Genomic DNA, 17792 nt, shown 5'->3' on the forward strand with positions numbered 1-17792 from the left:
GGAGGATGCTTATTTGACGCGGGCGTTGCACTTGGCGAGCGCATCGGCGTCGAACGCCTGACCCGCTGCGGTGAAGGCCGAAAGTTTGCCAGCGCGCTGGGCCACCATTTCACACACGATGACGTCGCGCTGCGGACCCTTGGCGGCGGTGAAGGCAGTGTTGTTCCACTTCCACAGCGTTCCGCTGGTGATGAGCACGGTCTTGGTGGGGGCGGCGACCGGGGTGGCGGCGTAATACGCATTGTCGTCGGCGGCATGGGCGGCCATCGGCGCGAGCAAAGTGGCCGAGGCCAGAACGGCAGCGGTGGCGAGCGTACGAATCATGGCGACGGTCCTCATAAATCAGTTGCTAAGGGCCACCTAAATGCTGCACATGCGAGTTGCAAGTAGAAACGTATATTTCAGTCCCATGACGGGTCAAGATGGGATAAGGTTGACGATTATGGACGAAAAACTGCGCGAACCCTTGCGGGAACTGGTAAAGTGCAGCCTGCCCGCGGCGCTGGAGGCGATGGGGGAACGCTGGAGCTTCATGATCCTGCGTGCCGCGTTTAACGGCTTGCACCATTTCGAGCAGTTCCAGTCCGAACTTGGCATCGCGCGCAACATTCTCGCCAACCGGCTGGGGCGACTGGTCGATCATGGCATCTTGACCCGCACGGCGATGCCCGAGGACCGGCGCAAGATTCAATATGAACTGACCGAGAAGGGCACGGCGTTGCTGCCGACGATGCTGGCGCTGCGGCAGTGGGGCGAGCGCTGGGAAACGGGCTTTCGCGCCAGCCCGGTGCTGGTCGACAAGCGCGACATGCGCCCGATCGCGCCGATCGAGGTGCGCGCCTGGGATGGCCGGGTGCTGACCAAACCCGACTTGCTGTGGGCGCTGCCGGAGGACGTCAATTATGACGAACAGGCGTTGCGCGCCGCCGAATAAGCCGCGGGGGCTGCGACGAAACGCCCTGTAGATTCGCCGATCGATCTTGCGTATCGGTGATGCGTGGCAAGCCTTCACACCTTCGCCAATCCGGCGCGTTTCCTGAAACTGGCGCGTCCGTTGACGCCGCCGCTGTTCTGGGCGGGCGTGCTGTTGATCGCTTACGGCGTGTGGGGCGGGCTGGCGCGGACCCCGCCCGATTATCTGCAGGGCGAGACGGTGCGGATCCTCTACATTCACGTGCCGACGGCGTGGCTCGGCATGGCCGGGTGGAGCGGGATCGCGGTGTCGTCGCTGACCTTTCTGGTATGGCGGCATCCGCTGGCGATGATCGCGGCGCGCGCGATCGCGCTGCCCGGTGCGGCGTTCGCGGCTTTGTGCCTCGCGACGGGATCGATCTGGGGGCGACCCACCTGGGGCACGTGGTGGCAATGGGACGGACGGCTGACCTCGATGTTGCTGCTGTTCTTCGTCTATCTGGGGTTCATGGCGCTGACCCGCGCCGATGACGATCGCGGCGGCGACGGACGTATTCCGGCGATTTATGGCATTGCCGGATCGGTGTTGTTGCCGATCATCCGCTATTCGGTGGTGTGGTGGAACACGCTGCACCAGGGGCAAAGCATCGGTCTCACTTCCTCCAAGATCGATGCGACGATCCTGTGGCCCTTATGGTTCACGCTCAGCGGCTTCACCTGCTTCTTCGCCGCGATCGTGCTGATGCGGATGCGTACCATTCTCGCGCGGACCAAGGCCGAGGCGCGGATGCGGCGCATGGCGCATGTCGTGGATGTGGCCGTATGAACCCCTGGCCGTTCGTGATGGCCGCTTATGCGCTGACCGGGGTCGTCTCGGTCGGGCTGGCGGCGTGGAGCTTCGTGGCGATGCGCCGGAGCGAGAAACGATGAAGGCCAAGCATCAACGCCTGACGCTGGTGTTGCTCGCGGTCGCGGCGGTCGGCGGGGCGAGCGTGCTGGCGCTGTCCGCGCTGAAGGACCAGGCGGCCTTCTTCTATGCGCCGGGCGATGTGAAGAAGGACGGGCTTCCGCTCGGCCGCGCGGTGCGGCTCGGCGGGATGGTCGCGGATCATTCGATCCAGCGTCTTCCCGACGGCGTGTCGATGCGTTTCGTCGTTACCGACGGCGTCGCCACCGTGCCGGTGGCCTTCAAGGGCATCGCCCCCGACCTGTTCCGCGAGAAATCGGGCGTGGTGGCGGAAGGATCGTTCAATCCCGATGGCAGCTTCACCGCGACCAATTTGCTGGCCAAGCATGATGAGAAATACATGCCGCCGGAGATTGCGGGCAAGATGCACGAGACAAAGACGCTGAAACAATGATCGGCCTGGCACCGCGCGCCTATTTCGCTCCGTCACCCCGGGCTTGTCCCGGGGGCCACCGCGCCGCGTACCGTGTCCGTGCGGTTGGGTGGGCCCCGGGACAAGCCCGGGGTGACGCGCGCGGCGTATTTTGTGGATTGCCAGAGCAATGATCGCCGAAGCTGGCCTTGCCGCTTTGTGGTTCGCCGCAGCGCTCGCGTTGCTGCAATTGGTGCTGGCGGCGCTTGGGGTGTGGCGGACCAGTCGCCTGTCCGTTGCGCAGGGGGCTTCGACAGGCTCAGCCCGAACGGGACAAGAGGGCGACGCCGCGAAGCGCCTCCTGACCGAGGAGATCATGGCCGCCGTGCGACCGGTGGCGGTGGTGCAGGGGTTGCTCGCTTTGCTGGCGATGCTGCTGCTGATCACCGTGTTCGCGCGCAGCGACATGTCGGTGCTGCTGGTCGCCGAGAACAGCCATTCGGACAAGCCGATGCTGTACAAGATCGCCGGCGCATGGGGCAATCACGAAGGCTCGATGCTGCTGTGGGTGACGATCCTCGGCATAGCCGGGGCGGCGGTGGCGGTGCTCGAACGCACGCTCGCCAAGCCGACGCTGATCGCGACGCTCGGCGCGCAAGCCGCGATTGCGCTAGGGTTTTACGCCTTCCTGCTATTCTCCTCCAATCCGTTTGCGCGGCTCGATCCGGCACCAGCCGATGGCAATGGCCTCAACCCGTTGCTGCAGGACCCCGGCCTCGCCTTCCATCCGCCGACTTTATACATCGGCTATGTCGGCATCTCGATTGCTTTCTCCTTCGCGGTCGGCGCGATGGTGACGCGCGATGTCGGTCCGGCTTTCGCGCGCGCGATGCGACCGTGGGTGCTGGGCGCGTGGATTTTCCTGACGCTGGGGATCACCGCAGGCTCCTATTGGGCCTATTATGAACTGGGCTGGGGCGGCTGGTGGTTCTGGGACCCGGTCGAGAACGCCTCGCTGATGCCGTGGCTGGCGGCGACGGCTTTGCTGCATTCGGTGACGGTGCTGGCGACGCGCGACGGCTTGCGTGCGTGGACGCTGATGCTGGCGGTGGTCGCCTTCTCGATGTCGATGATCGGCACCTTCCTCGTGCGATCGGGCATCCTTACCAGCGTGCATGCCTTTGCGGTCGATCCGACGCGCGGCAGCTTCATCCTCGCCTTGCTCGCGCTGTATATCGGTGGTGCGATGCTGCTGTTTGCGCTGCGCGTCGGCACGGTCAAGCAAGGCAACAGCTTCGATTTCGTCAGCCGTGAAGGCGCGCTGATCGCCAACAATTTGCTGCTGACGGTGATCCTGGGCATTGTGCTGATCGGCACGCTCTACCCGATCGTGGCGGCGGCATTCGGCACACAATTGTCGGTCGGCCCGCCCTTTTTCGACAAGGCCGCCGGGCCGGTCGCTTTGGTGCTGGTGGCGGTGATGGCGGTGGGCCCGCTGTTGCGCTGGCGGCGCGATACGCTGGCGGCGGTGCTCGCGCGAATGACGGTGCCGGTCGCGGCGACGGGCGTGGTGTTGATCCTGCTGGCGACGATCGGGGGCGTGGCCTTGCTGCCGATGCTCGGGCTGGCGTTGGCGGTCGGGCTGGCGGCGGCGAGCTTGGCACCTTTGTGGAAGCGCAACCTGCGCCGCACGCCGCTGTTCACCTATGGCATGGTGGTTTCGCATCTCGGCATCGCGGTGAGCCTGGCCGGCATGGCCTGCGATACGGCGTTCACGCAGGCGACGCTGGTTGCGGCGCGCGTGGGGGAGCCGCAGCATGTCGGGCCGTTCACCGTGACGCTTGACGGGATCAAGCCGGTGATCGGGCCCAACTGGTCGGCGCTGGAGGCGCGGCTCAGCGTGCGGCGGGGCGATGACGGCGCGACCTTCTATCTGCGGCCGCAATCGCGCTTTTTTGCCAATCCGGTGACGGTGACGAGCGAATCCGCGATCGCGACGCGCTGGGACGGGCAGCTCTACACCGTGCTGGGCGAGCCCGACGGCACCGGGCGCTGGCAATTGCGGCTGTGGTGGAAGCCGTTCGTGACGCTGATCTGGCTGGGCGGTGCGCTGATCGCGATCGGGGGGGCGCTGTCGTTGCTCGGGCGGTTGGCGCGCGGGCGACGCGCGGCTTTGCGCGAGGCATATGCATGAAGCGGCTGCTGATCTGGGTGCCGTTCGCGGCGGCGGTCGCGTTGCTCGCAGTGATCGGCTGGGGCCTGTACAAGCCCGCCGACCGCACCATTCATTCGGCGCTGGTCGGGCAGCCTTTGCCCAAATTCGACCTGCCGCCGATCGTGCCCGGCAAGCCGGGGCTGGCGACGACCGCGTTCGCCAAGGGTAAGCCGCGGCTGCTCAACGTCTTTGCCAGTTGGTGCATCCCGTGCATCGCCGAGGCCCCGCAATTGCTCGCGCTCAAACAGGCCGGGGTCGAGATCGATGCGGTGGCAGTCCGGGACACGCCCGCTGCCATCGCCGATTTCCTGGCCCGCAATGGCGATCCTTATGCCGCGATCGGCGATGACAAGGTCAGTGCGGTACAGCTCGCGCTGGGTTCTTCGGGCGTGCCCGAGACCTTCGTGATCGGCGGTGACGGGCGGATCGTGCTGCAGCATGTCGGCGACATTCGCGAGGAGGATGTGCCGGGCCTGATCGCGGCCGTAAGGAATGCGCGGTGAGGCGGCTGGCCCTCCTTTTGCTGATCGCGTCCAGCCCGGTTTTTGCCGACAGCAAACAACCGCCCGCGCCGCTCGCCAACGTTCAGCTGACGGATCCGGCGCAGGAGCGGCAGGCGCAGGCGCTCATGGTCACGCTGCGCTGCGTGGTGTGCCAGGGCCAGTCGATCGCCGACAGCAATGCCGAGATGGCGGGGGACATGCGTTCCCTGGTGCGTACGCGCATCGCGGCGGGAGAAAGCCCGGAAACGATCCGCGCGTGGTTGGTCTCGCGCTATGGCGACTATGTCAGTTACGATCCGCCGCTCAGCGCGCTGACCGCGCCTTTGTGGATCACCCCGCTGGTGCTGCTGGCGCTGGGCGCGTGGCTTGCGCGGGCGAGCTTCAAGAAGCGGCGGCGGGCATGAACTGGGGAATCCTGCTGGTCGTCGGGATTGCGACGGCGGCCCTGTTGTCGGCGCTGGGCGTGTCGCGATCCTTGTGGACGATCGCGGGCGCGGCGCTGATGCTGGGGGCGGCGGGTTTTGCCGCGCAGGGGCCACGCCATGTCCCGGGCAAGCCGGTTGCCGCCGATGTTACACCGATCGCGATCGACCCCGGCATGGTCGCGTTTCGCGACGCGATATTCGCGCTGTCCCCTGCCGACGGCCTGGCATTGGCCAGCGCCGATGCGCGGTTGCGCGATGGCGACGCGCGCGCCGCCATCGATGGGCTGCGCGGCGACATTGCCTTGCGTCCGCGCGATGCGGCGCTGTGGACCGGGCTTGGCTATGCCTTCGCGCTGCATGACCGGGCGGTGTCCCCTGCGGCGAAGTTCGCGTTTCGCCGTGCGGTGCTGCTCGCACCCGAGACACCCGGACCGTTATTCTTCCTGGGCCTCGCTTATGTCGATGTCGGGGATCTGGCGGCGGCGCAGCCGGCCTGGCACTCTGCGCTTGCGGCAACACCGCCGGGTGCGCCGTACCGTGCCGATATCGCCGAGCGGGTGATGGCGCTGGATCGATTCCTGAGAGTGGCGGCGGCGCATTCTACAAAGCCGTGAAACGGAAATCGCGAAAGCGCGCGTTGCCTGTGCCTGCCGCATAAAGCCCCGGGCGCAGCATCAGGAAACCGCCGCGCACATTGTGGTGATAGCCTGACACTTCCATGCCGCGATCGAAGCGTGCCCAGGTGCGTCCGCCATCGCCGCTGGTGTCGAAGGTGACGATGTGGCGATCATTGGTGACGCGCAGCCGCATCCGGTGCCCGTGCGGATTGTGCGGGCGGCCGCGCTCCTGGCCATATTGGTGCGTGACGAAGCGCTCCTGATCGAAGCCGAGGCCGCAATAGAGTGTGTCGTCATAGAAGAGCAGCAGCCCGGCGGTGGTGCCGGGATCGATCTCGATCTCGCAGTCGAAGCGATAGGCGGTGTCGCCTGCGATCAGCAGCAGGGGGACCGAATCGACCGGCGCGGTGCCGCTGGCGGTGAGCGTCAGTGTGCCATTGGCGACCGACAGGCGATCGGTCTCGTTCGGGCGCGGGCGGAAGAAGCTCCAGCGCGTGCCGAGCGCTGGGGCCTGGAAATCATCGGACAGGGCCATGCCGTGCGGCATCGCGCTGCCGCCCTTGGGCTTGGCGAGCGGGCGCGACAGATCGCCGCCCATCATTTTGAACCAGCCATCGGCGGTCCAGGCGACGGGATCGAGCAGCGTCTGCCGCCCGAGCGTCCAATAGCCGTTCTCATAGCCGTGATAGAGCGCCCACCAATCGCCCGCTGGCCCTTCGACCAGCGAGGCATGGCCGCGCGACCACCAGCGTTCGGATCGGTCGCGCGTGCGCACCAGCGGGTTGGCGGGGCAGTCCTCCCACGGCCCGTGGATCGAGCGTGCGCGGGCGGCGATCACCATATGCCCGGTCGGTGGCCCGGCGGTGCCGCCGACGGCGGTGATGAGGTAGAAATAGCCGCCGTGGCGGACGATCTTGGGGCCTTCGGGCGAGAATCCCTCGACCACCCAGTCGCTCGGATAGTGCCACGGATCATAGACATGTTCGGGGCTGCCGACGGTCGACAGGCCATCGGTGGACAGGCGCACGCGGTCGCCGCCCGAGAGGAACAGCCAGCGCGAGTCGTCCTCGCCGACGACATGGCACGGATCGATATGCGCGTGCAGGCCGAGATCGATCGGTTCGCTCCACGGCCCTTCGATGCGATCGGCATGGATCACCCAGATCGCATTGGGCGAGGCTTTGGTCGGGATATAGAGGAAATAGCGCCCGTCATGCTTGGCGAGGCTCACCGCCCAGACCGAGCCGATGTTGCGGTGGAGCGCGGGGCCGATCGGTCGCCAGTTCACCAGATCGCGGGAATGCCACAGGATCAGGCCGGGATAGGAATCGAAGCTGGAGAAGGTCAGGTAATAGTCCTGCCCGTCTTTCAGGATGGCGGGGTCGGGGCGGTCGCCTGAAAGCACGGGATTGAGGAAGCGTCCGTCGCCAAGATCGGCGATGCGTTGCTGGTCCAGTCCGCGCCGATACGCGGCGGGAGTGTCGGTTGCGGCGGCGGTGCCGCTGGGGAGCAGCAATGCAGCGCTGCCGCCAGCCGCTGCGAGCGCGTCCCGGCGTGTGAGGCGCATCATCGCCCCCGGGCGCGGCGCGCCAGTTGGTCGCTGCGCATCCGGCCGTGATCGAGCAGTAGGTGGTGATAGCGTACCAGCGCCGCGCCGGATCGGTCGCGCGCGCCGTCTTCTATGGCGAGCGCGAACAGCATTTCCGATGCGCGCGTCATCGGTTCCTGCATGATCCGCGCGAGATCGGCATCGAATGGCGCGAAATACGCTGGTTCGCCCTGCCAGGCGACCAGGCGCGCGCGTGCTTCGGCCAGGGGCAGGCCGTGGAGATGGATGGCAAGGTCGACCAGCGCGCGCCCGATGCGGAACAGCCGCCAGTGGAGATAACCGAGTTCGGCGAGCGGATCGGTGGCGTAGACTCCCGCATCGGCAACGCGGCGTTCGATATAGATCGCCCATCCTTCGGCAAAGCCCGGCGCATAATCGAGCCGGAGCGGGTGCGGATCGGCAGCGGCTTCCAGCGGCATCTGCACCATATGGCCGGGGAGCAATTCGTGCGCGACGACGCTCGGCAGCGTGAACGCCGGGCGATCGGCGAGGCGTTGGAGGTCGGGGACGTAGCCGCCCGGCTGGGTGGGCGTGGGCAGCGTGCGATAGCCGTAATGGGCGGCAGCGCGGTCGGAGGCGGTTGGTGGATCGGCGGCGACGTTCAGGCACCAGCGCGGCACCGCGCCGACCACGGCCGGGACACGCGCGCGTAGCTCCGCCAGCCACCGGTTCATATCGGCCAAAGCGGCGTCGGGGGTGGCATAAGCCTGGCGCGGGTCGCGCCACAATGCCGAGAAGCGCGCGCCGGTAGTGGCCCCCGCTATCCCCAGCCGCGCGAACAGGGCATCGGCGCGGGCGGCGCAGCGGCGGCGTTCGGCCTCCAGCCGGGTCGCCGCCGCGCGCGGATCGACGTCATTGCCGAGCTTGCGGCGGAGCAAGAGCGTGGCGTGCGCCGGGGTGCGCGGCGGCCCCTTGGCGCGGGGATCGACTGCGAAGCGGCGCACGATCTCGAGGTCGATTGCCAGCCCGGCGCGGGCGGTATCGAGGTCGAGCTGCGCAGACGGGCCAAGGCCGTTCCGGTCATATCCTGCCAGCAGCGACAGCGCTGCTCCCGGATCGTGCGGCAAGGCCGCCGCCGCATCGAGCGCCGCGCGTAAGGAAGTAGGGGGCGTGGCTCGCACGCGCCCGGCCAGCGCCAGCGCCGCGCCACCGGCGAGCAGCGCGCGCCGCGTCGTCATGGCGTGCGATCGGCGATGGCGACGGTGTTGTTCTGCTGGGTGACTTCGGCACCGCCATCAGCCTGTTCGACACGAACCAAGAGCTGTTGCGGGTCGATGCCCGTGGGCACCGTCAGCGTCACCTGCGCGGTTTTGGGGATGAGATCGCCCGGCGCGGCGAGCGGCGGCACGGCGGCGCTGGCGATCCTGCGATCCTGCTGCCACAGCGACACGCGGCCCGCCGTGGTTGGCACTGCGCCTAGGCTGTGGACGGTGACCGTGACGCGCTGGCCCGCAACGCGCACATCGTCGCGGCCAATGCCTAGATCGGGGCGGGTTTCGACCGGCGTGGTGGGTGTCACCAGCGCAAAGTCGAGCACGGTCTCGCCCGGCGCGAAGGTGAGCGGGATCGCGGCGCTGCGCTCCAGCGCGACCGTCGTGCGCTCAGGTGCCGCGCCGCGCTCGGTTGCGATCGACCAGCGTCCGGCGGTGACGTTCCACGCCGTCATCGTCGCGGCTTGCGGGCGGTTGCTGGTGTTATAGGCGATCACCTTGAAGCGGTCGCGCGTCGCGCCGGGCAGCAGAATCGCGACCTGCTCCGCCGCGTCCGGCGTGGCGAAGCGCCAGCTCACCGTATTGCCCGGCCAGGTCTGGTTGCGCTTCAGCGCGATCCCGCCGAGCCGTTCGCGCTGCAGGATGTCGCTTGGCTGTTCGACGCGGTCGCTCCACCAATGGCCGTCGGTGTACATCGCCATATGCTGCATCTTATCGGCGATCGCCTCGCCGTGCAGCGTGGCGAGCACGTCTAGATCGCCCGTTGCCGACCAAGCGGCATAACGGCCGAACGGCTCCTCGCTTTTGGCCGCCCGCGCGCGCAACGCGGTGCCATCGGGCAAGGCGGTGAAGGCGTTTTCGTTGAATTCGGCCAGCCCCGCCGGACTCTTGGCGACCCGCGCCTCGATCGGGCGCAGATATTTGGCATCGCCGGTAAAGCGCCACGCCGCCCAGCTTGCCTGCAGCGGCGTGCTCACCCCGCCGCCATCGCCGACACGCTCGGCATCGCTGCGCCAGTTGATTTCATTGGGGTAGGACCACGCGCCATCGGCCGCCTGTTTGCCATGCGCCATCCAGCCGTCGATCACGCCGGTCACCAGCGCGCGCGCGGGCGTGCTGCCATTATACAGGCCGAGCAGGATCGGCGCGTGCAGCACGGTGAAGCTATAGGGCTTCTGCCATTCCCACGCCCCCTCGCGGTACATCATACGCCCGCCATACCAGTTGCTGGCGAAATGCAGGTGACCCGCCGGGTTCTTCAGGATCACGCCTTGCAACGCCTTGGTCGTTGCCATCAGCCGCTCGATCGAGCGTGGCTCGCCCCAGTTGAGATAGAGCCGCTCGGCATCCGAGTTGAGCCCTTCCTCATAAGCGTGAAGCTCGTCGGTGGCGATGTAGCCGAGGCCGTTCACGCGCATCCCGTTCTTGTACGCGGCATCGGCGAGGGCGCGGACCGAAGCGTTGATCTTGTCGGGCTCGACCCCCATCAGCGCGAGGCCGGGCCATTGCTGGGTCAGATCGGTATCGTCGGAAATGCCGCCGCCGAAATCGCCATACGGCACTTGGCGATGGTCGATCCACCAATTGACGAACTGGCGCACCAGCTTCAGATCTTCCAGTTGGCGAAACGCCCAGAGCGGCACGCCCGGGGGGGCGGTTGGCTGGGGGACGGCGGGCAGGTTTTCGGGGCGGTAATTGATGTCGGCCCAATATTGGCGCGCGGTCACATTGTCGGGGTCGACGCGGAGCAAGTCGGTAATGTCGCCGAACAGGCGCGCGTACAGCGCTGCGCGCTTGGAGGCGGTGTGCTCCTCGACCAGAAAGCCCCAATTGTCCTTCACCTGGTTGAGCCGGTCGGCGATATGCTCGGGCAAAGCGGCGGCGCGATCCTTGAACACCAATCGGATCTTCGCGCCGTTGAGCGCAGCGGCATCGAAGCCGGGCAGGGCCGAGGCGATGCTGAGATACAGGCTGTCATTGGACAGGATGCGGTCGCGCAGGTCGAGCCACAGCGTGCGCGGCGTGTCGGCAGGCACGCTGACCGACAGGTCGATCATGTCCCGCCCGGGCCAGATCGGGTCCTTCACGCGGATATTGAGCGGGACCGGCCCGGTGCCGGCGAGCGCGGGCAGATCGATCGCGATGCCGTCGAGCCCGTCATGCAGATTCTGCCAACCATAATCGAAGGCGCGCGCCAGCGGCTTGTCGGCATAGGCATCGCCAAGGCTGGCCGGGATCAGGATGTGGACAATCGGCAGGCCGGGCGCGCGGGCTTGCGCTGGTGCGCCAGCCCCCGCTGCTGCCGCGCCGACCGCTGCCTTGATGCCGGAACTGGGCAAGGCGACGACCATGCTGCGCTCGTCGGGCGCATAACGGCCGGTGATGAAGGATTCGAGGCTGGCGAGCGCGGCGATCCTGGTCGAGGCATTGGCATCGACGGTGTAGGAGAGTTTGAACGATCCCGCCGGTTCCGCACCGGCCTTTACGTCATAGGCCCATAGTTCCTGGATCGGCTGCTCCTGCATCGTGTTGACGAAGCTTAGCGTGCCGCCCTGACGCTCGGACACCGCGCTGACGCTGCGGACGGTGCCTTGGGCGCGGGTGGCAAGCGTGGTGGTTTTGCCGCCGTCCGACCACAGCAGGGAGCCATAAGCCGCGCCGCGAATCTCGACGCGGTTGAAGCGTTCGCCGGGTGGTACGGTCAGGTCATAGCGCTTGCCGCCTTCGACATAGACGTTCCAGTCGGGCAGCTCGAAATAATCGTCGCGACCGGGCAGTCTGGAGCGGTTATAGACGCCGGGCCAGGTCGTCTCGGCGATGCCGTCGATGCCCTTCCACATCCATTCCTTCAAATCCTTGGCGTCGGCGAACTCGACCTTGCGCACGGTGGTGGCGGGGGCATCGAGCACCGGCGGCGCGCCTGCATCCCAGCCATAACGGTGCAGCCAGGCGGTGCGGCGCGCGGCGGCGTCCACGGAAGGGGCGGGGGCCGGATCACCCTTGCCGGCCAAGGCGGCGATGTCGGCGGCGGCGAGCATCCGATCGTACACGCGAATCTCATCCAGGTCGCTGCCGCGCATGAAATGGTAGCGGCTCTGCACTTGGTGGGGGGAGAGCACGCGCCCGGCGAGGCCGAACTGGTCGAGCCCCGAATCGAGATCGGCGACCTGATCCTTGCGCGCGACTTCGCGGCCATCGACGAAGAGCCGAACGCCCTTGGTCTCATCCCAGGCAAAGGCGATATGCTTCCACGCATCGGCAGCGGGCGCGCTGTCGATCGTCCAGGAGACGCGGATGCGCGACAGGTTGGCATCGGTGACGAAGGCGTCGAAGCCGTGGCCGTTCCAGTCGATTCGCAGGAAGGCCATGTCCCAACTGCTGTGATCGGCAAAGCCCGCACGGAAGATCACGAAGGGCGCGACGCCCATCTTTTCGCGGGGTCGCCAGAAGAAGCTGAGCGTGCCGCGCTCGGCCCGCATATTTCCGGGCGCCTTCCACGCGACATAGCCATCATCGGCCCAGCGCGCCGCGCCGCCGATCGCGCCATCGGGCACGACGCTGACGCCGCTGCGGAAATTGGGCACCGGATCGCCGATTGCGGTGTCCGCGGTCAGGCTCCTGTCGGCGGAAACGCGGAACAGCAGGCCGCTTGCATCCTGCGCCGCTGCCGGGGCGGCGACAGCGATGGCGAGCAGGCTCGCCAGCCCGGCCTTACAGCGCATCGACGCGCGCCAGGCGCGGCGACAGCAGATGGATGACGCCGACTGCGATCAGATACACACTGCCCGCGACCGCGAAGATCAGTGTGTAGCTGCCCGTCGTCTGCAGGATGTAGCCGGTGAATTTGGCCATCCCCATGCCGCCGATCGCGCCGACCATGCCGCCGATGCCGACCACCGAGCCCACCGCCTTGCGCGGGAACATGTCCGACGGGATGGTGTAGAGATTGGCCGAAAACGCCTGATGCGCGGCTGTCGCCAGCCCAACGATCGCCACCGCCGCCCACAGATTGGCGATATATTGCGCAAAAAAGATCGGCATCACGAGAAAGGCGCAGACCAGCATCGTCGTCTTGCGTGCGGCATTGGCCGACCAGCCGCGCTTCATCAGCCGCGAGGAGGACCAGCCCCCGGCAATGCTGCCAAAGTCCGAGATCAGATAGATGACCACCAAGGGCGGGCCGAAGCTTTTCAAATCGAGATGATAGGCCTTGGACAGGAAATCGGGCGTCCAGAACAGGAACAGCCACCAGATCGGGTCGATCAGGAACTTGCCCAGCGCATAGGCCCAAGTCTCGCGATAGCCGAGCAGCCGCGTCCAGGCGATCTTCTGTGCGGGGTCGGCGGGGTCGCTTTCGATATGGGCGAGTTCGGCGGCGCTGAGGCGCGGCTGTTCGCGCGGGCGGCGATAGATGGCGATCCAGGCGACCAGCCACACCAGGCTCGCGACCCCGGTGACGATGAACGCCATCTGCCAGCCAAAGGCGAGCGTGATCGCGGGTACGATCAGCGGGGTCACCACCGCGCCGATATTGGCACCGGCGTTGAACACGCCCGTCGCCAGTGCCCGCTCGCGTGCCGGAAACCATTCGGAGACGGCCTTGATGCCCGCCGGGAAATTGCCCGATTCGCCAAGGCCCAGGACCGCGCGGGCAGCCGCAAACTGCAAGGTCGATCCGGCAAAGCCGCACAAGGTGTGGCCGAGCGTCCAGATGATGAAGGCGATCGAATAGCCGACACGCGCCCCGACCCGGTCAACGATCGAGCCGAAGCTGATATAGCCGATCGCATAGGCCGCCTGGAACCAGAAGACGATGTCGGCATAGGCATTCTCGTCCCAGCCGAATTCGCCCGAGATGTTGGGCTTGAGCAGCCCGATCATCTGTCGATCGACATAATTGATCGCGGTGGCGGCAAAGAGCAGGCCGCAAATCACCCAGCGATAGCGTCCGACCGTGCTTGCGTCGGCCGCTATCGTCCCGCTTGCACCCGTTTCGATCGGAAGTTCGGCCGTCGCCATCATCTCTCTCCTGTCGGCGGCCCTGTTTCGAACCTTTGCCGGATCATAATCGCGGTTATTGCGCTGCGATGCTACAGGCCACCGTCAGCCGGTTGTCGAAGATGGCCGAAATTTGCGCGCCAATGTGAACTTGGTGGACGCCGCTGACCGCTCCGGACGAGATCCACTGCCCTGCGCTGAGCGCGATGCCACGCTGCGCCATCAGTTCGAACAGGAAGCGGGCTGCGCCGAAGGGGCCATCAAGCATGGCGGCGGCGGTGGCGACCCCGGTCGATGCGCCGTCGATGGTCAACTCGACCGGCCATTGATTGAGGTCGAGGTCGCGCCAGTCGGCAATATCGGGGCCGATCACCAGCCCGTTATTGTTGCCGAAATCGGAAATGGTGACACCGGGGCCATGGTCGTTGATGCCGCCAAAGGGCGAACTGGCGATTTCGATGCCGACACACACCCGGTCGATCAGCGCGGTCGCTTCGGCCAGCGTATAATCGATCTTGGCAGGGTCGGGTGCCGTGCCGATCCGCAGCAGAAATTCCGCCTCTGCCGCCGCGAATCCGCCAGCATAGACGGTCATCGCGCGTGGGGTTTCTCCAGCGTCGAAGGTCTGGTCGGCGAAGATCGGCCCGGCGAGGCGGTCTGCCCCCTCCAGGGGCGGGTTGATCCGCCCGACCTTCCAGCCGGCGATCACGCGGTCGGCAAGCGCAATGGCGGCATCCTGCATCGCATAGGCTTCGGCGAGCGCAGCGGGCATGGTGCCGGGGTAATCGACCAGTGCGGACGCGCTGCGCCGGGCGCTGACAAATTCGGTTGCGACTCGCGCGATATTGTCTTGACGTTTCTTGGCCTGCACGTGGCTTCATCCCCTCATGGATCGCTAGGACGATCTCGACGAGTGGGTATGGGAAACCGGTGTCATTGACAAGAGGGATCGCGGATCGGCGCGATCAGCCGGAAAGCGCAGTCGCCCAATCGCCGTCGAACGCAGCCTGCGCGGCGAGCGCGATCGACTGCGCAGCCTCCGAATCTTCGGCCAATGCCCCCGAAAACCCCAGTCTCGCCGCGATCAGCCGGGCCAACACCGCGCGAGCGTCGCCCGTTGCCGCAAGATCGGCGAGGACGGAGCCCGCCGGGTCCAGGATCGGAACCCCCGCGCGCGCGCGCTGCATCAGAAAGGCGATCCAGCAGCCGAGCGCGGCGAGCACATGGCGCGGCAACCGGCCCTGCGCGCGGTGCGCCGCCAGCGTGTCGCCGAGTCGATAGGGGATCTTCTGGCTGCCATCGGCGGCGATCTGCTCCAGCCGATGGACGATCGCGGGGTTGCGGAAGCGCGCCAGCACCGCCGAACGATAGCTATCGAGATCGAGCCCGGTGACAGGCGGCAACGTCGGGATAATGTCGTCGCGGATCATCGCATCGATGAATCCGGCCAGCGTGGCATCGCCCATCGCGTCGGCGACGCTGGAATGGCCGCGCAGCAAACCGGCATAGGCCAGCGTCGAATGCGACCCGTTGAGAATGCGCAGCTTGGCCTGTTCATAGCCAGCGACATTGTCGGTCAACGTCGCTCCCGCGCGACCGAGCGCGGCGCAGACCGGATCGTAGAGATCCTCGATCACCCATTGCGCGAATGCCTCCCGCTGCACGGCGGCGCGGTCTTCGACGCCGAGCACCCCCGCGACATCGGCATAGAGCGCTTCGTCGGCGGCGGGGGTGATCGAATCGACCATCGTGCCGGGCACGCGGACATGCGTGGCAATCCACGTCGCCAGGTCGGGCGCATGCGCCTGGGCAAAACCGATCAGCGCTGTACGCACCTTGGCCCCGTTATTGGCGAGGTTGTCGCACGGCATCACCACGAAGGGCGCAATCCCGGCGGTTTGGCGCGCGGCGAGCCCCGCAATGATCCAGCCGATGACGCTGCGCGGTACAGCAGGCGCGGCCAGATCATGGACGATGTCGGGATGCGAGAGGTCGAGCGTGCCGTCCGCCGTGAGGCAATAGCCCTTCTCGGTCACCGTCGTCGTCACCAGCCGCACTGCAGGGTCGGCGAGCAGGGCAAGCGTCTGCTCTGCGTCGTCGGGGCCCAGAAAGCGGCTGTGAGCACCGATGATGCGATAGGCGGGCGCGATGTCGCGGACTGCGAGCGTATAAAGCCCCTGCTGCTCAGCGAGCGCCGCCACCGTACCCGCGCTGCGCAGCGACACCGCAGCAATGCCCCAACCCGGCTCGCCGTCGAGCAGCGTATCGATATAGGCCGCCTGGTGTGCGCGGTGGAAGGCTCCGGGGCCGAAATGGACGATCCCGGTGGTCGGCGGTGCGGTGCGGTTGGGGCGGGCCACCTGTGCTGGCACAGTATCGAACGTGCCATATCCCAAACGCGTCATAAGGTTACGCCCCGCTTCCAGATTGCGATTTCGCGTTCGCCATTACGCTCGGCGGCGGTCGCCGCGCCAGACGCAATCGCGCAGACTTGCGTGGCCAGCGCCTGCGCCACCGTGTCGAAGCCGTGACCGAGAACTTCGCCCGCGTCGAAGTCGATCCAGCCCGGTTTGCGCGTGGCCAACGCGCTGTTCGAGGCGATCTTGATCGTCGGCACCGGGAAGCCGAGCGGCGTTCCCCGCCCAGTGGTGAACAGAATGGCGGTCGCCCCCGCTGCGGCCAGCGCGGTGCAGGATACGGCATCGTTGCCCGGTGCCTCGAGCAAAGTCAGCCCGGCTCCGCCGACGCGCGCGCCATAGGGGATGACGTGGGATACCGGTGCGCGTCCGGCTTTCTGAACGGCCCCCAGCGATTTTTCCTCCAGTGTGGTGATGCCGCCCGCGACATTGCCGGGCGACGGATTCTCCGACACCGGCTCGCCATGGTCGAGGAAATAGCGTTTGAAAGCATTGACCATCGTGACGATGCCGTCGAACACGCTTTCGTCGACCGCGCGGTCCATGAGCAGGCGTTCCGCGCCGAACATTTCCGGGATTTCGGTTAGCAACACGCTTCCGCCTGCCGCGACCACGCGCTCGCTGATGCGGCCGACGAGCGGGTTGGCGGTGAGCCCCGACAAGCCATCGGACCCGCCACATTTCACCCCAAGCACCAGCCGGTCGAGCGCGACGGTGCTGCGTTTGCTGCGTGCGAGCGCGACCAGTTCGGCGACCTTGGCCACGCCCTCGTCAATCTCGTCCCCGGCCAGTTGCGTGACGAGCGTGCGGATGGCGGAACGCCGTTCCTCCGGGATTTCGCGCAGCAAGGCGTCGATCTGGTTCGATTCGCACCCCAGCCCGACGATCAGCACGCCACCGGCATTGGGGTGGCACGCGAGCGCAGCCAGGATGCTGCGCGTACCGTCAAGATCGTCGCCAAGCTGCGAACAGCCAAAGGGATGGGTGAAGGCGTGGACTCCGTCGACGGTGCCGTCGGCGCTCTCGTTCACCAATGCGGCATCGGCCTGCGCGGCGATACGGGTCGCGGTGCGCGCGACGCAGCCGACGGTCGGGAGTATCCAGATTTCATTGCGCGTGGCCACGCGCCCGTCGGCGCGGACATAGCCTTGGAAGCTCGCCGCTTCTTGCGCGTCGCTCGTCGGTGCGGGGGGCTTGGGGGTGAAGTGATAGTCGAGCGTCCCGTCGAGCGCGGTCGCCAGATTGTGCGAATGGACGTGCATGCCGGGCGCGATGGCGACGGTGGCCGTGCCGATCGGAAAACCGAATTTCAGCACGGGCGCGCCCGCGGCGATCGGCGCGATCGCCACCTTGTGTCCGCTCGGTATGGCGACAAGCGCGATGACCTCGTGACCGTCGTAAGTGACGGCATCGCCCGCCGACGCAGGTTCGACCAAGGTCGCGACGCTGTCGTCGGGATGCACCAGAAGGGCTTTTGCCACGCCTCGCTCGCTTATTTTGGGTAACCGGTATCAGCCTCTGCCTCAGGCGCGTATCGCTTGGCAAGGGCACCCATGCTCGCCGTAG

The 17792-nt window shown here is 66.8% G+C and carries 15 protein-coding genes; 7 read left to right on the forward strand and 8 right to left on the reverse strand.

Going from position 1 to position 17792, the window contains the following annotated elements:
- Window positions 1-9: 9 nt before the first annotated feature.
- Window positions 10-324 carry a CC_3452 family protein gene (locus EJC47_RS08265; protein ID WP_126846739.1) on the reverse strand — a complete coding sequence of 105 codons (315 nt, stop codon included), beginning with the start codon at window positions 322-324 and terminating at the stop codon, window positions 10-12.
- Between the two features lie 118 nt (window positions 325-442).
- Here EJC47_RS08265 and EJC47_RS08270 point away from each other — a divergent pair, with 118 nt between their 5' ends.
- The 7 genes from EJC47_RS08270 to EJC47_RS08300 all read left to right on the forward strand — a co-directional run bounded on the left by EJC47_RS08270 (window position 443) and on the right by EJC47_RS08300 (window position 5988).
- Window positions 443-934 (forward strand): winged helix-turn-helix transcriptional regulator, encoded by a 492-nt coding sequence (locus EJC47_RS08270; RefSeq protein WP_010405266.1) that lies wholly within the window; start codon window positions 443-445, stop codon window positions 932-934.
- Between the two features lie 63 nt (window positions 935-997).
- A complete protein-coding gene (gene ccmC, locus EJC47_RS08275) occupies window positions 998-1738 on the forward strand; it encodes a heme ABC transporter permease CcmC (protein WP_033964858.1) in 741 nt (246 codons plus the stop codon).
- Between the two features lie 100 nt (window positions 1739-1838).
- Window positions 1839-2273, forward strand: coding sequence for a cytochrome c maturation protein CcmE (gene ccmE, locus EJC47_RS08280; protein WP_033964859.1), 435 nt, complete (start codon window positions 1839-1841; stop codon window positions 2271-2273).
- 148 nt (window positions 2274-2421) lie between these two features.
- The gene (locus EJC47_RS08285) at window positions 2422-4425 is read left to right on the forward strand and encodes a heme lyase CcmF/NrfE family subunit (RefSeq protein WP_126846741.1); all 2004 of its coding nucleotides are present in this window, start codon (window positions 2422-2424) and stop codon (window positions 4423-4425) included.
- Window positions 4422-4949 carry a redoxin family protein gene (locus tag EJC47_RS08290; protein WP_126846743.1) on the forward strand — a complete coding sequence of 176 codons (528 nt, stop codon included), beginning with the start codon at window positions 4422-4424 and terminating at the stop codon, window positions 4947-4949. Before EJC47_RS08285 ends, EJC47_RS08290 begins: the two co-directional genes overlap by 4 nt.
- Window positions 4946-5353: a cytochrome c-type biogenesis protein gene (locus EJC47_RS08295; RefSeq protein WP_126846745.1), complete on the forward strand. Its 408-nt coding sequence runs from the start codon at window positions 4946-4948 to the stop codon at window positions 5351-5353. Before EJC47_RS08290 ends, EJC47_RS08295 begins: the two co-directional genes overlap by 4 nt.
- Window positions 5350-5988 carry a tetratricopeptide repeat protein gene (locus EJC47_RS08300; RefSeq protein ID WP_126846747.1) on the forward strand — a complete coding sequence of 213 codons (639 nt, stop codon included), beginning with the start codon at window positions 5350-5352 and terminating at the stop codon, window positions 5986-5988. Before EJC47_RS08295 ends, EJC47_RS08300 begins: the two co-directional genes overlap by 4 nt.
- On the opposite strand, the gene EJC47_RS08305 is transcribed toward EJC47_RS08300, so the two are convergent.
- From EJC47_RS08305 to EJC47_RS08335, 7 genes are all read right to left on the reverse strand, one after another.
- A complete protein-coding gene (locus EJC47_RS08305) occupies window positions 5975-7558 on the reverse strand; it encodes a family 43 glycosylhydrolase (RefSeq protein ID WP_126846749.1) in 1584 nt (527 codons plus the stop codon). The two genes, EJC47_RS08300 and EJC47_RS08305, sit on opposite strands and share 14 nt — an antisense overlap.
- On the reverse strand, window positions 7558-8778 hold the full coding sequence (locus EJC47_RS08310) for a DUF885 family protein (RefSeq protein WP_126846751.1): 1221 nt from the start codon (window positions 8776-8778) through the stop codon (window positions 7558-7560). The genes EJC47_RS08305 and EJC47_RS08310 overlap by 1 nt, the downstream gene beginning before the upstream one ends.
- On the reverse strand, window positions 8775-12533 hold the full coding sequence (locus tag EJC47_RS08315) for a LamG-like jellyroll fold domain-containing protein (protein WP_126846754.1): 3759 nt from the start codon (window positions 12531-12533) through the stop codon (window positions 8775-8777). The genes EJC47_RS08310 and EJC47_RS08315 overlap by 4 nt, the downstream gene beginning before the upstream one ends.
- Window positions 12523-13830, reverse strand: coding sequence for an MFS transporter (locus EJC47_RS08320; RefSeq protein ID WP_126846756.1), 1308 nt, complete (start codon window positions 13828-13830; stop codon window positions 12523-12525). Before EJC47_RS08320 ends, EJC47_RS08315 begins: the two co-directional genes overlap by 11 nt.
- A gap of 55 nt (window positions 13831-13885) precedes the next feature.
- Window positions 13886-14680 (reverse strand): 2-keto-4-pentenoate hydratase, encoded by a 795-nt coding sequence (locus EJC47_RS08325; protein WP_033966175.1) that lies wholly within the window; start codon window positions 14678-14680, stop codon window positions 13886-13888.
- Between the two features lie 94 nt (window positions 14681-14774).
- Complete coding sequence (locus EJC47_RS08330) at window positions 14775-16214, reverse strand: mannitol dehydrogenase family protein (protein ID WP_126846759.1); 1440 nt, start codon at window positions 16212-16214, stop codon at window positions 14775-14777.
- On the reverse strand, window positions 16211-17707 hold the full coding sequence (locus tag EJC47_RS08335; RefSeq protein WP_126846761.1) for a UxaA family hydrolase: 1497 nt from the start codon (window positions 17705-17707) through the stop codon (window positions 16211-16213). Before EJC47_RS08335 ends, EJC47_RS08330 begins: the two co-directional genes overlap by 4 nt.
- Window positions 17708-17792: the final 85 nt, after the last annotated feature.

The sequence above is a fragment of the Sphingomonas sp. TF3 genome (genome assembly GCF_003985085.1).
Lineage (GTDB): Bacteria > Pseudomonadota > Alphaproteobacteria > Sphingomonadales > Sphingomonadaceae > Sphingomonas.